This is a genomic window from Nonomuraea dietziae, from assembly GCF_014195505.1.
Taxonomy (GTDB): domain Bacteria; phylum Actinomycetota; class Actinomycetes; order Streptosporangiales; family Streptosporangiaceae; genus Nonomuraea; species Nonomuraea roseola.
In genome coordinates this window covers 3,071,126-3,084,045 of sequence record NZ_JACIBV010000001.1, presented here as the reverse complement: position 1 = coordinate 3,084,045, position 12,920 = coordinate 3,071,126, and the positions used below count along the sequence as shown (strand labels likewise).

The window sequence follows — 12,920 nt, the reverse complement described above, 5'->3', positions numbered from 1 at the left end:
ACAAGCAATGGCAAACGTCGCCGGCCGTTCGGGCGGCCCGGCGCGGAGGTGAGGGCCGAGCCGCCGACGGGCGCGGCCGGCCGCTATTCGGCCTGCGACCTGGCATAGTCGGCGGCGCCGCCCGCGAAGTCGTAGATCACGGCCTGCTCGTCACCGACCACCCAGGCGTCGTGGCCTGGCTGGCAGACGAAGACGTCGCCCGGGCCCACCTCGGCCTCCGCGCCGTCGTTCATCCTGATGCGCATCCTGCCCGAGACGACGAAGCCGTTGTGGTACACCTCGCACGAGTCGGTGCCCGCGATGGGTTTGACCGACTCTGACCAGCGCCACCCGGGCTCGAACGTGGCCACCCCGAAGGTCAGGCCGCTGAGGCTGCACACCTCCAGGTGGCCGTTCGGGAAGTCGCGGCGCTCGTCCGGCTTGTCGATGCTCTTGACCTCGATCATGACGTCCCCCCTTCCTTCGCCTCCAGTCTTACACCGGGGGTTGACCCCAACAAGAGGCTGAGCTGGGAGAACGCCGGGTTCAGCGACCGCCGAGATACTTGCCGACCCCGGCCGCGAGAGAGGCGGCGATGCGCTCGCGGAAGGCGGGATCGGACAGCTTGGCGGCGTCGCCGGCGTTGCCCATGTTGCCGCACTCGACGAACACGGCCGGACGGGTCGACAGGTTGAGCCCGCCCAGATCGGTGCGGGTGTCGAGACCATCCTTGCCGATGTAGGTCGCGTACGGCAGGCCCGTGCCCTCCCTGTAGGCGTCGCGGACGGCGAGCCCGAGCCGCCTCGACGGATCGACGATCGCGTCGTTGTGCCCCTGCACCAGGCCGGGAAGGATCACGTGGAAGCCGTGCCCGCCGGCGCCCGCGCCGTCGGCGTGCACCGACACCACCGCGTCCGCCTTCGCCTTGTTGGCGGTGGCCGCCCTCTCGGTGATGCACGGTCCCACGCCCTTGTCGTCGGGCCTGGTCAGCACCACCGTGGCGCCCATCTTCTCCAATATCGGCGTGAGCCTGCGGGCGACGTCCCAGGTGAACGCGTGCTCGGTGTACCCGGCGCGGGTCTGCGTCCCCGTGGTGTTGCACGGCTTGCGCTGGGTGATGATGTCGACGAGCTTGTTGATCACTTCGGGGTGCGAGGCGTTGCCCCCGTTGTGGCCGGGGTCGATCGCGACCACCTTCCCCGCCAGCGGCGGAGCGGGCGCGTGATGCTGTTGTGCGGAAGTGGGCGCGCCGCCGCACGCGGTGGACAGCGCCACCAGTGCGGCGAGCGTCACCGCTTTGTCGGCGCGCATGATTCGTACCGTACCGGCTTGACCTGCGCGTTCTGGTCTGACGGGCCTCTCGATTGCGTAGATCCCGCCCCGTCAGCCGGGCAGGGTCTCGCCGCCGACGGGGGCCAGGATCTCGCCGGTGTAGTACGACGACAGCCGGTCGGCGGCGAAGAAGACGTACGAGGGCGCGATCTCGTCCGGGTCGGCCGCCCGCTTCATCGGGGCCTGCTGGCCGAAGGACTCCACCCTCTCCTGCGGCATGGTCGCAGGGATCAGCGGCGTCCAGACCGGCCCCGGAGCGACCGCGTTGACCCTGATGCCCTTCTCGACGAGGTTCTGCGCCATGGAGTAGGTGAAGGCGTTGATGGCGCCCTTGGTCGCGGCGTAGTCGATCAGCGTCTTGTTGCCGCGCAGGCCGTTGATGGAGGAGGTGTTGATGATCGCGCTGCCCTCGCGCAGGTGCGGCAGCGCCGCCTTGGTGACGCGGAAGTAGCTGTGGATGTTCACCGCGAACGTGCGCTCCCACTGCTCGTCGGTCAGCTCCTCGAGCGATTCGACAGGCGCCTGGTAGGCCACGTTGTTCACCACGACGTCGAGGCCGCCGAGCTCGGCCACCGCCTGTTCGACAACCGCGACGCAGTGGTCGGCGTCCTGCAGGTCGCCTGGCAGCAGCACGCACCGCCGCCCCTCGGCCTCCACCAGCTTCCTGGTGTGGTTGGCGTCCTCGTGCTCGCTGAGGTAGGCGATCGCGACGTCGGCCCCCTCCTTCGCGAACGCGACGGCGACGGCGCGCCCGATCCCCGAGTCGCCTCCTGTGATCAGCGTTCTCTTGTCGCGCAGCAGGCCCCTGCCCTCGTAGCCGCGCATCTCGTCGCGCGGCTCGGGCGACATCTCCCCGCTCTTTCCCGGGTACGGCTGGCTCTGCGCGGGTGGTGTGGCATTCGCTTCTTCTGGCATGACCTGCGCGTGCCCAGCACAGGGCCGGCCTAACGGCATGGAATCCCCATGTGTTCGACAGGCGGTCGGCGCCGGGTCAGTAACTCCTGCGCAGCCTCACACCTGGGCCGATCCTGCGAGGGGTGCCGACGTTGTCGACGAGGTTGGCGGTGGAGACGACGGACATCGCCTGGCCCTCGCCGTCGCCCTTGGTGAACAGCAGGCCCGTCTCCCGCTTCGTGCCGTGCCCGAGAATGGTGTTGCCCGTCACCGCGGCGTGCCCCGTGCCGTAGTTGACGCCGTCCAGGGCCAGGTAGACGAAGTCGACGTCGGCGGGAAGCGGCCCGGCGGCGGTGTCGCGCCTGCGCTCGGGCGGCGCCGCCCTCAGCTTCCACGCCTTGGTCAGCTCCTGCAGCCCGTTCGGCGGCGGCAGGAACTTGTGAATCCTGTTGGCGGTGATGGTGGTGTTGGCCTCGCCCTGCAGGTCGCAGCGGATGCCGTAGTAGGTCTCGTTCGCCTTGCTCTCCGCGCCGAAGTCCTCGATGTAGTTGTTGTGGATCGAGGTGCCGAAGCAGCGGTGGGCGTCGATGGCGTGCTTGGGCGTCGCGTACAGGTGGAGGTCGCTGAAGGTCCACCCCGCGGCGTTGTCGCTCTGGATGGCGTGCGTGCCGCTGAAGCCGATCCACGAGCGCTGGAAGGTCCAGTCGGTGACGGAGTTGCCGGGGTCGACCACCCTGAGGCCCGCCTCCACCGCGCCCGCGATGTAGACGTCGCTGATGACGCTGTTCACCATGGTGTTGCGCAGCATGACGCCGTCCTTCGACGGGTTGCTGATGCGGATGCCGTCGGACGGCGCGCCGTACACGTCGATGTCGTAGATCCTGGCGTTCCACGAACGCAGCATCAGGGCGACGGTGCCGGTGTTCGCGTCGCGGTTGCCGTCGATGGTGAGGCGCTCGACGCGGAGCGTGTCGTCGCTCGTGTCGAAGTTCTTGACCCACCCCTCGGAGGCCAGCAGGGCGGGCAGGTTGGCGCCGTCGGCCTGCTTGATGACCGTCCCCGCCTTGGAGTCGCCGCGGAAGGTGCGGCGGCCAGGCAGGCTGATCGTCGCGTTGACCAGGCAGGGGCCCTTGACGACGATCTCGTCCCCGTCCTTGGAGGAGTCGATCGCGGCCTGGAGCGTCTTCGCGTCGTCGAGCGTGTTGGCGCAGGTGGCCTCCAACCTGGCGGCCGAGGCCGTCCCCATGGGCATGAGGATCGTGACGCCGGTGGCCGCCACCGCCAGGGCGGCGGCGCCCACGACGAGACGGCTTCTTAACTGCGGCATGTGATGCCCCCTTCGCGACCGAGTCAGATGACAGGAGGGCACGAACCGCAGCAGGATCCCCGTGTCCCGCATGCCCCCGTGATGATCAGCCTGGCACGCCAGGAGGCCGGTACCGCATGGAACCCGGTAGATGGTCCGGTACGGTGTCCTTCGTTGTCATTTGTCATAGTTTTGCGAAGGGGATCGAGTACATGCGCAAGGCGTCGCTCGCCGCCGTCCTGACCGTGAGCCTCGCCGGGTGCACGGTCGTGCCGAGCATCGTCGCCCAGCGGGCCGCCGCGCCGGCCTCCCCCTCTCCCGCGCCCTCGGCCTCGCCTTCGTCGCCGTCCTCGCCATCTCCCGCGTCCTCCACTCCCGCGCCGAGCCCCACTCCCTCGCCCGCCCGGCTGACCGTCCAGCAGGCCAGGCAGGCCGCGGCCGGCTGGCTGGCCGAGCACAACAAGACCGTCAAGGACCGCGACTGGTGGGACGACGACGACAAGAGGGACACGCTGTTCGCCGACGGCATGCGGCACGAGATCGTGCTCGACAAGGGCCACGTGGAGGACGGCCAGAAGAACAGGGCCCGCAAGCCGATCAGGCTGACCGGCAGGCAGACCTACTACGTGCCGAGCGAGCAGCCCGAGGGCGTCGAGTGGTTCCTCCTCCACGCCACCTACCAGGGCCAGGACCGCGCGCACATCCTGGCCTTCTCGCGGCTGAAGGGCGAGTCCTTCAAGCTGGCCGCCAAGACCCCGCTGCACTACGGCCAGCGGATACCCGCGCCGAAGCTGGACGCCGACGGCTACGTCACCGCCGCCCCGATCGGCACGGGCACGACCATCGCACAGGAGTACAAAACCTTCTGGAACTACTCCACCAACGAGAAGGCGGGCAGGAGCGGCTACCGGCTGGCCAAGGACAACTACAGCCGCCGCGCCTTCGCTCGGGTCTCCAAGGGCATGTACATGGGCTACGACTCCTTCACCCGCCCGTACGGCTTCCACACCAGGGACGGCGGCTCCTTCTACGTCTTCAGCCTCCTCAACGACCCGCAGTCGATCACGCAGGTTCTGACCCTGGGCGCGTACGTGCGGGGCGGCAGCAAGTCGATCCAGGAGATCGCCGGCGACTGGTACGCCTAGCCGGTCAGGACGCCTGATGGAGATGGGCCATCTTCTCCGGATTGGCGATGAGGTAGATCGTGTCGATCCTGCCGTCCACGACCACCAGCGAGATCACCGTCACCACCCGGCCCGCGGTGCTGATCACGGCTGCGGGCCCGCCGTTGAAGGAGGCCACCTCGAAGGTCAGCTCCGCGTACTCCTCCACGCCGATCGAGCCCATGAACTTGTGGATGTCGCTCGGCGAGGCGGCCGAGGTGAGGAAGCGGCCGACCTTCGCCTGGCCCACCAGCACCCTGAGGGGCGCCCTGGCCTTGCCGCCGCCGTCCCCGACCAGCGTCACGCCGTCGGACAGCAGCGCCATGAGGCCCTCGAGATCCCCGCTCGTCGCGGCGTTGATGAACCGTTCGGTGATCTCCCTGCGCCGCACCCTGTCGGCGTCGAACCTGGGCCGGCCCTCCTGCACGTGCTCCCTGGCGCGCCTGGCCAACTGCCTGGTGGCCGCCTCCGACCTGCCGATCACCTCGGCGATCTCGGAGAACGGCAGGTCGAACGCCTCACGCAGCACGAACACCGCCCGCTCGAGCGGCGACAGCCTCTCCATCACCACCAGCAGCGCCAGCTCCACCGAGTCGGAGAGCTCGGCGCGCTCGGCCACGTCGGGCGTCGTGACGATCGGCTCGGGCAACCACGGGCCCACGTACGACTCCCGCCGGGACTGCGCCCACCGCAACCGGTCGATCGCCAGGCGGGAGGTGACCCTGATGAGGTACGCCTTGGGGTCGGCGACGCTCTCGTGCTCGACCCCCGACCAGCGCAGCCAGGCCTCCTGCACCACGTCCTCGGCGTCGGCGGCGCTGCCGAGAATCCGGTAGGCGACCCCCACCAGCAGGACCCGGTGCTCATGGAAAATCTCCGTAGTCATGCCCCGAGAGTGGCACATGCTTCGATTCGTGGTGAGCGGCGGATTCGGCTACACTAACCAACGTTGCACGGGGCTATAGCGCAGTTGGTAGCGCACCTCCATGGCATGGAGGGGGTCAGGAGTTCGAGTCTCCTTAGCTCCACCCAAAGGCGGTTACTCAAACACGGCTCATCTAGAGCAGTGGCGAGTAGCGCCGAAGTGCTTGTGGCGGCGGTGTCAGTGATGACGCCGCCGCTCTTGCGTTTTCCGGCCCTGGTGACGTGCAGGAGCGGGGCGATCGGCTCTGTGGGGTCGTCGGAGCTGACGCGGGGTGTGCCGTGTATCCGGCCGACCGCACCATCCTCGAAGCGCCACGCTGGTGGCCCGTCACTGAACACTCTCGCTGTTTGGCTCGCCGTTGCTCCCCATGAACGCGCACCCTACTGTTCGGCTGTGCTCTTCCAGGAAATCAACCAGCTCATCACATACGACGAGCGGCAACGGATGGTCCCCGGCGACCGCGATCGGCTCACCACGCTCGTCAACTCGGCCCGCGCGCAGGACCCCGCCGACTACACCACGACGCGGGCGCTCGGGGTGGGACTGCTGCTTCTGGGCGAGCATGGCGACGCGATCGATCACCTCAACCGTGCGCTCGATCTGGCGGACACGAGCGGCAGGAGGATCGCGGCGTCGATCAATCTGGCCGACGCCTACCGCTACTCAGGCGACATGGCGACCTCGGAGACTCTCTGCCGCGAGATGGTCGACCTGGCCAGGAAGGAGGTACCCGAGATGGTGTCCTTCGCGCTCCAGCATCTCGGCAGGACCCTCGTTGACCTGGGTCGCAGACAGGAGGCGCGCGAGGTGCTGCATGAGGCCCTGGCTTTGCGTATGGCGAAAGGCGACCCCGAGCTGATCGCGAGCAGTCAAGCGGCCCTGCGACTCCTCGACCTCTAACGCTCTCTCATGCGACCTTGGATCACCGGTTGAGATCAAGTTGGCTCCACCGATCGCGATGGTCGGTGGCCTACTCCCTGAGGGAGGCGGGGTGGCCGCGAGGCCGTCGACGAGTCCGGGGGTGACCAGCCGGCGGCGCCAGGGCGTGTGTGAGCGGCTGCCGGGGGCTGAGCTGACCGTCGAGGGAGGTCAGCGGGAGCGGAAGACCCAGCGGTCGAGCACGGTGAAACGGATCACCGTCACCCCGATCGACGCCCCCACCAGCGCCAGCCCCTCCAGCCAGCGGACACCCGCGCCCACGACCACTACCGCGGCGGTGGTGACGGCGAAGTTGAGCAGGAACAGCAGGCCCGCCCTGGCGTGCACGACCGCCCTTCTGCCCGCGCCCCTGTTGAACGTCCATCGCCTGTTCGCCTCGGTGTTGACGACCGCGGTGGCCGCCAGCGCGAACAGGTTGGCCGCCTCGGCCGCCATGCCGGCACGCAGCAGCAGGTAGAGGCCGGCGTGCACCACGGTGGAGGCTAGCCCCACCAGCCCGAACGTGACCACCTTGCGCAGGCCCTCGGCCCTCGGCCCGTCCGCCGAGGGCCGGGGACGCGCGGGCGCGAGCCCGGGCACCTGCGGGATCTCCACCGTGGCAGCGCCGGAGGAGATCGCCCTCGACACCCTGACCAGTCCGCGCAGGTCGCTCAGGGCGGTCCGCCAGAGATCGACCTTGGAGTCGGTGCCCTCCACCCAGTCCACCGCCACCTCGCGCACCCGTGCGCCGTTGTGCTCGGCGATCAGCAGCATCTCGGTGTCGAAGAACCACTCGTCGTCGGCGACCCTGGCGAGGATCGGGCGGATCACCTCCGCCCTCGCCGCCTTGAACCCGCAGGCGGAGTCGGTGAACCCGGCCCTGAACCCCACCCTGAGAAGGCTGTTGTAGGCCCTGGAGATGACCTCCCTGCGGAAGCTGCGCCTGATGCGCGCGCCGTCGAGCAGCCTGCTGCCGATGGCCACCTCGCAGTGGCCAGAGGCCACCGCCATGACCATCGGGAGCAGCGCGTGCAGCCCCGTGGACAGGTCCACGTCCATGAAGGCGACCACGTCGGCGCCGCTCGCCGTCCAGCCGGCCTTCACCGCCGCGCCCTTGCCCCGCTGGTCCAGCCTCATGACGGCCACGCCGTCCAGGCGGCGCGAGAGGTCGGTGGCCAGCTCCCACGTGCGGTCCGTGCTGCCGTTGTCGACGACGGTGATCCGCCACGGCAGCGGGAAGGACTCCCTGAGGAAGCGGTGCACCGTCTCCACGCACCGGGGCAGCGCGCGCTCCTCGTTCAGCACGGGGATGATGATGTCGACGGTGACGGTCCTGGTGGCGCTGTCGGGGACGAAGGGGACCCCCTCGACGGCGGCGGTCACGGCCGCCTCATCGGCGCCGGGCGCGCGCCATCAGCGACACGCCCGGCAGAGACGAGACGGGAAGGAAGCGCTCGGCCATCACGACGGCCGACAGCGCCAGGTTCACAGGGCCTGGCAGCTCCTCCAGGTCACAGCCGGTCGCCTTGCGCCTGCGGATCGCGGCCACCGGCCTGAGCAGGACGTTCCAGCTCCACAGCCGCTCGATCACCAGCCCCGCGCCCTCGATCAGCAGCCGGAGCTCCTCGCGGGTGTAGCGGCGGTGATGGCCGAGCGCCACGTCGTGCGCCGACCACAGCCGCATGTCGCACGGCACGGCGACGAAGGCGGTGCCGCCTGGCTTGAGCACTCTGGCGATCTCGGCCGCCGCCGCCTTGTCGTCGTCGATGTGCTCGAGCACGTCGAGCGCGGTGACCAGGTCGAACTCCGCGTCGTCCAGGGGCAGGCAGCGCAGGTCGGCCTTGATGGCCTCGAGCCCGCGCTGCCTGGCGTAGGCGACGGCGGTGTCGGAGTAGTCGGCGGCCAGGGCGCTCCAGCCGTAGCGCCTGAAGACCCTGGTGTTGCCGCCGCCCGCCGCGCCGACGTCGAGGGCGCGCCCGGGACGGCCGATGCGGCGCAGCTCGCGGGCGAGGATGGCGCGCCGCTCCCGGTACCACCAGTGGCGGTCCTCCAACTCGACCGCGCGCTGGATCTCGGTGGCGTCCATGGCTCTCCCTGGTGCGACTGTCCCGACGGAACCTCGTCCGTGTCCAGGAGCATCCTGACGGCTCGGCGCGGCGCAGGCCAGGGGGCGCGGCTCATGGGCGGCTCAAGACCTCGACAGCGTGAGAAGTCCGTCCATCAGCCGCCGCCTGTCGTCCTGACCCAGCAGCGCGTACGGCCCGGCCGCCCGCCGGTTGGTCTCCCGCTCGACCCTCTCCCACACCGGCCCCTCGCGCAGCAGGGAGATCTCCCGCGCGGACAGCCCCTCCGCCTGCCAGGGCCGCCGCGTGCGCGTCGGCCCGGTGATAGCGGAAGGCGGCGAGCCTGTTGAACAGCGCGACCCCGGCCGAGACCCCCTCAGGCTCGTACGGCGGCGCCATCGCCTCCAGCGCCCCGCCTCGCACCCGCTCCGCCGTCTCCAGCAGCCGCCCGACCAGCTCGCCGACCTCCCCGACCAGCTCCTCACGGCCGCTCCACAGCTTCGCGGTGGCCTGCTCGTGCAGCGTGTACAGCCCCTCGACGAAGGCCAGCGTGACCGGCGTCGCGTGGAGCCCGCCGTGCCCGTCCTCGCGCAGCGTTCCCTGCGAGAGGTGGTCGGCCACCTCGGCGTCGCGTTCGGCGGCCGTGCCGTACCTGTAGACGGCGGCGAGACCCGCCCTGGTCAGCGGGCGCAGCGGGAGGACGTACCGCTGGTCGATGAGGAAGCCGGGCCGCAGCCCCGAGCGCCGCACGTACTCCACCCCCGCCTGGCGTCCGACGGCGTGGACGTCGATGTGCACGGCGTCGATCACCGGAGCGATCGACGCCGCGAAGGCCGCGATGTCATACATGGTCGGTCATTATGCCGATCCTTCGGGATACCGCAGCGTCGATCGTGGAGGCACCCCGCTCCTCCCACAGGAGTACCCGCACCAGCAACCCCAGGGTGACGCCAGGCCCGCGGCCGCCGGTAGATCGTGGAGGCATGACCACACGCCCCTTCAGATTCGGCGTCGTCGCGGGGAACGCGCCAGGCGGCGAGAGCTGGACGGCCCTGGCGCGCCGCGCCGAGCGGCTCGGCTACGCCACGCTGCTGGTTCCCGACACGCTCGGCACGTTCGCGCCGTTCCCCTCGCTGGCAGCCGCCGCCGCCGTCACCACGACGCTGCGCCTCGGCACGTACGTGCTCAGCGCGCCCAACCGCACCCCTGGCCAGGTGGCGTGGGAGGCCAACACGCTGCGCACGCTGTCCGACGGCCGGTTCGAGCTGGGGCTCGGCGCAGGCCGTCCCGGCGCGGAGGCCGACACCTCCAGGCTCGGGCTCCTGCACGGCACGCCCTCCGAACGCGTCTCCCGTCTGGCCGAGACCATCGACGCCGTGGAGGGGGTGCCGATCCTCGTCGCCGCCGCAGGGCCACGGGCGCTCCGCCTGGCCGCGCGGAAGGCCGACATCGTCACGCTCGCCATGCCCGTCCAGGCGAGCGAGGACCAGCTGGCCGCCAAGCTGGACGAGCTCTACGAGCTGGCCGCCGACAGGTTCCCCCAGCTGGAGATCAACGCCAATCTGGCCGCCGTCGGCGAGGACCTGCCGCCCTGGCTGCTGCGGCAGATCGGCGGCGAGCCCCGTGGCACCGGCATCCTGACCGGTTCGGTCGAGGAGATGGCCGAGACGCTGCGCAAGCGCAGGGACCGGCTCGGCGTCTCCTACGTCTCGATCAACGCCGACTACATGGAGGCGTTCGCGCCGGTCGTGGAACGGCTCACCGGTACCTGACACAGGATGGCAGGTACGGGGCGGAGGATGGAGCCATGAACGCAAAAGGAACCTTCGTCACCTTCGGCTGGACCCCCCAGGAGCCCTACGACGTGGCCGACGGCACCGCGCTGGCCTTCGTCACGCTGAGCAAGACCTTCGAGGGCGATCTGGCCGGGTCGAGCTCGGTCACGATGATCGTCTCGTCCTCCGAAAGGGAGGACTCCCGCTCGTACGTGGCGATGGAGCGCGTCTCGTGCGCGCTGGGCGGCCGCGAGGGGACGTTCGTCCTGCAGCACAACGCCGTCAGCGACCAGGGGGAGGACTCCCTCGTGTGCGCGGTCGTGCCGGGGTCGGGCACCGGCGGGCTCACGGGCCTGCGGGGCCGGATGCAGATCCTCGTCGCCCCTGACGGCTCACACTCCTACATCCTCGACTATGAGCTCTGAGGAGGGGCGAGGGACACCACGGCGGCGATCAGCTCGGGCCCGTCGAGAAGGGCCCTGTCGTTGTGCCCCGCGCCCTCGACCTCCACCTCGGTCACGGGTCCCGCCGCCGAGGCCGCCACCGTACGGCTCAGCGCGGCCGGGACGATCGTGTCGCGGGAGCCGTACACGACGGCGGTCGGCACCCGCACGGACGCCAGCGGTGCCGCGACGGGGAAGCGGTCCCACAGCAGCAGGCCCACCGGCAGGAACGGGTAGGTGTGGCGGCCGGCCGCGGCGAGGTCGGTGAAGGGGGAGCGCAGCACCAGGGCGTCGGGCGGGTCCTCGGTGGCCAGCGCGGTGACCACGGCCGCGCCCAGGCTCTCGCCGAAGTAGATCACGGGACCCTTCACCAGGGCGCGGGCCGCCCTGGCGTCGCGCAGCAGGCCCTCCTCCGAAGGGGAGCCCGGGTTGCCGCCGTAGCCCCTGTAGTCCATGAGCAGCACGTCGAAGCCCTCACGGTGCAGGGCCGAGGCCAGCGGTCCGCGGTGGAGGCGGTTGCCCGCGTTGCCGCCCGCCACCAGGACGGTCACCCCGCGCCCGCCGCCCGTGAGGTGCCAGGCGGACAGGCGCAGGCCGTCGGAGGTGGTGAAGGCGACATCGCGGGCGCCTGGCAGCACCGCGCCGGCCGGAGGCGGCGGCGTCGGGTCGGGCAGGTAGATCAGCCGGCGCTGGAAGACCCAGATCAGCGCCAGCAGCACGGCGGCCACCGCCAGGACGGAGAGCGCGGCCTTGATCACGCCGGCCCGACGAACCGGGCCACGGCGACCCCGAGGACGGCCGCGCGCGCGGGCACGACCGGATCGATCCTGGTCTCCTCCAGTGCGCGGTAGGTCACATCTTCTGATCCTTGTCGTCCGCGGGCTTGGCGTAAAGGTCCAACGCGCGGGCGTACAGCCGCAGGAAGAGGCGCTGTGTCAGCGTGACCAGCGGCCCGCCCAAACGCGTGAGCAGGCTCCCCGGACGGCTGAACACGGTGATGGTCACCTTGGCCCTGCCGTCGGGAAGCCGTTCGAGCAGGAAGCTCTCCTCCCCGCTCTCGGGGTGGCCCGGCAGCGTGCCGTACGCCCATCCGGCGCGGTCCTGCTCCTCGATCACCCAGACGATCCCGCAGGGCGCCTTCAGAACAGCCAGGTGGACGGTCACCTTCACGCCGGGGGCGACGCGCGGCGCGGACGGCAGCGGGCGCATGCCGAGACGATGCTGTACCTGCCAGGTCATCAGCGCCTCGGCGGCCTCCTCGAAGGGGACGCGCAGCACGCGCGAGTGGCGCAGGTGGGTGTATCCGGCGGGCAGGTCGCCCGTCAGGGTCGCGCCGACGTCGGGATAGGTGAACTCCATGACCGCCTCACAAAGGGTCGAGCCGCCGCAACGCGGCGACGGCGCAGAGGGCGAAACCGAACGCGTTGCCGACGCCGTGCGTGGCGATCATCAGCTCCATCGAGGGGTGCGGGAGGCCGGCGGCCTGCCCCACCGCCCAGGAGAGTGCCAGCAGCATGGACGCCACGAGCACCGCGCCCGTCAGCAGGAACACGCCGCGGAAGCTGCGCCAGGCCAGCCAGCCGACCCACCACATGCCCGCCGTCAGCACCACGGAACCGGCCAGCTCGGCCCAGTCGCCGACGAAGTAGCCGCCCAGCACCAGCAGTGTCCCTGCCGGGACGGTCAGCGCGGCGGCGCCCGAGCGTGCCTGCCTGCCGACGAGCCCCGCCACGAGCGCGGCGGCGAAGCCGGCGAAGTGGAAGTGCGCGACGGTGAGCGCCAGCATGTGCGGCGTGTAGCCGAGCAGGTGGTAGCCGGCCCGCTCGGCGATCAGCGAGAGCGCGGCGACCGAGGGGGTCGCCAGAGCGGTGGCCGCGGCCAGCTGCACGGGGTCGGGCCTGCGCAGCCGGGGAAGGGCGTGGAAGGCGAGGTAGAGGGTGGCCAGGCCGTAGCAGACGGCCAGCGCCACCGCCAAGGGCCCGCGCGGCAGCCAGAGCGACAGGGCCCCCGGCAGCGCGCCCGCGAGGAACGGCCAGGCGCGCACGCCGAGCAGCCGCAGGCCCATGGGGATGACGACCAGCATGCCCAGCGTGACGATCGCGCCGATGAGGGGGGTCACGTC

At 70.7% G+C, this 12,920-nt stretch carries 15 protein-coding genes and 1 tRNA gene; 5 read left to right on the top strand and 11 right to left on the bottom strand.

The window, feature by feature from the left end; translation table 11 throughout:
* Positions 1-83: 83 nt before the first annotated feature.
* The 4 genes from FHR33_RS14695 to FHR33_RS14680 all read right to left on the bottom strand — a co-directional run bounded on the left by FHR33_RS14695 (position 84) and on the right by FHR33_RS14680 (position 3,532).
* Complete coding sequence (locus FHR33_RS14695; protein WP_183647335.1) at positions 84-446, bottom strand: cupin domain-containing protein; 363 nt, start codon at positions 444-446, stop codon at positions 84-86.
* A gap of 79 nt (positions 447-525) precedes the next feature.
* Positions 526-1,290, bottom strand: coding sequence for an N-acetylmuramoyl-L-alanine amidase (locus tag FHR33_RS14690; protein ID WP_183647333.1), 765 nt, complete (start codon positions 1,288-1,290; stop codon positions 526-528).
* A gap of 72 nt (positions 1,291-1,362) precedes the next feature.
* On the bottom strand, positions 1,363-2,226 hold the full coding sequence (locus FHR33_RS14685; RefSeq protein WP_183647331.1) for an SDR family oxidoreductase: 864 nt from the start codon (positions 2,224-2,226) through the stop codon (positions 1,363-1,365).
* A gap of 76 nt (positions 2,227-2,302) precedes the next feature.
* Complete coding sequence (locus FHR33_RS14680; protein WP_183647329.1) at positions 2,303-3,532, bottom strand: right-handed parallel beta-helix repeat-containing protein; 1,230 nt, start codon at positions 3,530-3,532, stop codon at positions 2,303-2,305.
* 191 nt (positions 3,533-3,723) lie between these two features.
* Between FHR33_RS14680 and FHR33_RS14675 the strand changes: the two genes are divergently transcribed.
* On the top strand, positions 3,724-4,656 hold the full coding sequence (locus FHR33_RS14675; RefSeq protein ID WP_183647327.1) for a DUF8094 domain-containing protein: 933 nt from the start codon (positions 3,724-3,726) through the stop codon (positions 4,654-4,656).
* Positions 4,657-4,660: 4 nt separating this feature from the next.
* Here the strand turns inward: FHR33_RS14675 and FHR33_RS14670 are convergent, their stop codons facing one another.
* Positions 4,661-5,560, bottom strand: a complete 900-nt coding sequence (locus FHR33_RS14670; protein WP_183647324.1) for an RNA polymerase sigma-70 factor — start codon at positions 5,558-5,560, stop codon at positions 4,661-4,663.
* Between the two features lie 69 nt (positions 5,561-5,629).
* Here FHR33_RS14670 and FHR33_RS14665 point away from each other — a divergent pair.
* Together FHR33_RS14665 and FHR33_RS14660 are read left to right on the top strand one after the other, a co-directional pair.
* Positions 5,630-5,702: transfer RNA gene (locus FHR33_RS14665), tRNA-Ala, on the top strand.
* A gap of 290 nt (positions 5,703-5,992) precedes the next feature.
* Positions 5,993-6,499, top strand: a complete 507-nt coding sequence (locus FHR33_RS14660) for a tetratricopeptide repeat protein (RefSeq protein WP_183647321.1) — start codon at positions 5,993-5,995, stop codon at positions 6,497-6,499.
* A 189-nt stretch (positions 6,500-6,688) separates the two neighbouring features.
* On the opposite strand, the gene FHR33_RS52585 is transcribed toward FHR33_RS14660, so the two are convergent.
* The 3 genes from FHR33_RS52585 to FHR33_RS14645 all read right to left on the bottom strand — a co-directional run bounded on the left by FHR33_RS52585 (position 6,689) and on the right by FHR33_RS14645 (position 9,429).
* Positions 6,689-7,900 carry a glycosyltransferase gene (locus tag FHR33_RS52585; RefSeq protein WP_183647319.1) on the bottom strand — a complete coding sequence of 404 codons (1,212 nt, stop codon included), beginning with the start codon at positions 7,898-7,900 and terminating at the stop codon, positions 6,689-6,691.
* A 7-nt stretch (positions 7,901-7,907) separates the two neighbouring features.
* Positions 7,908-8,603 (bottom strand): class I SAM-dependent methyltransferase, encoded by a 696-nt coding sequence (locus FHR33_RS14650; protein WP_183647316.1) that lies wholly within the window; start codon positions 8,601-8,603, stop codon positions 7,908-7,910.
* A gap of 91 nt (positions 8,604-8,694) precedes the next feature.
* Positions 8,695-9,429 (bottom strand): hypothetical protein, encoded by a 735-nt coding sequence (locus FHR33_RS14645; protein WP_183647313.1) that lies wholly within the window; start codon positions 9,427-9,429, stop codon positions 8,695-8,697.
* A gap of 134 nt (positions 9,430-9,563) precedes the next feature.
* On the opposite strand from FHR33_RS14645, the gene FHR33_RS14640 reads away from it, so the two are divergent.
* Together FHR33_RS14640 and FHR33_RS14635 are read left to right on the top strand one after the other, a co-directional pair.
* Positions 9,564-10,352 (top strand): LLM class flavin-dependent oxidoreductase, encoded by a 789-nt coding sequence (locus FHR33_RS14640; RefSeq protein ID WP_183647310.1) that lies wholly within the window; start codon positions 9,564-9,566, stop codon positions 10,350-10,352.
* A gap of 35 nt (positions 10,353-10,387) precedes the next feature.
* Positions 10,388-10,780 carry a DUF3224 domain-containing protein gene (locus FHR33_RS14635; RefSeq protein WP_183647308.1) on the top strand — a complete coding sequence of 131 codons (393 nt, stop codon included), beginning with the start codon at positions 10,388-10,390 and terminating at the stop codon, positions 10,778-10,780.
* Here the strand turns inward: FHR33_RS14635 and FHR33_RS14630 are convergent.
* The 3 genes from FHR33_RS14630 to FHR33_RS14620 form a co-directional block, all read right to left on the bottom strand.
* On the bottom strand, positions 10,768-11,556 hold the full coding sequence (locus FHR33_RS14630) for an alpha/beta hydrolase (RefSeq protein WP_183647305.1): 789 nt from the start codon (positions 11,554-11,556) through the stop codon (positions 10,768-10,770). The genes FHR33_RS14635 and FHR33_RS14630 overlap by 13 nt on opposite strands.
* Positions 11,557-11,650: 94 nt before the next feature.
* Entirely contained in the window at positions 11,651-12,157 is a 507-nt protein-coding gene (locus tag FHR33_RS14625) for a DUF1990 domain-containing protein (RefSeq protein ID WP_183647302.1), read from the bottom strand.
* A 7-nt stretch (positions 12,158-12,164) separates the two neighbouring features.
* Positions 12,165-12,917, bottom strand: coding sequence for a YndJ family protein (locus FHR33_RS14620; protein ID WP_183647300.1), 753 nt, complete (start codon positions 12,915-12,917; stop codon positions 12,165-12,167).
* Positions 12,918-12,920: the final 3 nt, after the last annotated feature.

Coding starts and splice junctions, on each gene's coding strand:
- FHR33_RS14650 (WP_183647316.1), bottom strand. CDS start 8,603: ATGGACGCCACCGAGATCCAGCGCGCGGTCGAGTTGGAGGACCGCCAC.
- FHR33_RS14640 (WP_183647310.1), top strand. CDS start 9,564: ATGACCACACGCCCCTTCAGATTCGGCGTCGTCGCGGGGAACGCGCCA.
- FHR33_RS14675 (WP_183647327.1), top strand. CDS start 3,724: ATGCGCAAGGCGTCGCTCGCCGCCGTCCTGACCGTGAGCCTCGCCGGG.
- FHR33_RS14625 (WP_183647302.1), bottom strand. CDS start 12,157: ATGGAGTTCACCTATCCCGACGTCGGCGCGACCCTGACGGGCGACCTG.
- FHR33_RS14670 (WP_183647324.1), bottom strand. CDS start 5,560: ATGACTACGGAGATTTTCCATGAGCACCGGGTCCTGCTGGTGGGGGTC.
- FHR33_RS14690 (WP_183647333.1), bottom strand. CDS start 1,290: ATGCGCGCCGACAAAGCGGTGACGCTCGCCGCACTGGTGGCGCTGTCC.
- FHR33_RS14685 (WP_183647331.1), bottom strand. CDS start 2,226: ATGCCAGAAGAAGCGAATGCCACACCACCCGCGCAGAGCCAGCCGTAC.
- FHR33_RS14680 (WP_183647329.1), bottom strand. CDS start 3,532: ATGCCGCAGTTAAGAAGCCGTCTCGTCGTGGGCGCCGCCGCCCTGGCG.
- FHR33_RS14635 (WP_183647308.1), top strand. CDS start 10,388: ATGAACGCAAAAGGAACCTTCGTCACCTTCGGCTGGACCCCCCAGGAG.
- FHR33_RS14645 (WP_183647313.1), bottom strand. CDS start 9,429: ATGTATGACATCGCGGCCTTCGCGGCGTCGATCGCTCCGGTGATCGAC.
- FHR33_RS14695 (WP_183647335.1), bottom strand. CDS start 446: ATGATCGAGGTCAAGAGCATCGACAAGCCGGACGAGCGCCGCGACTTC.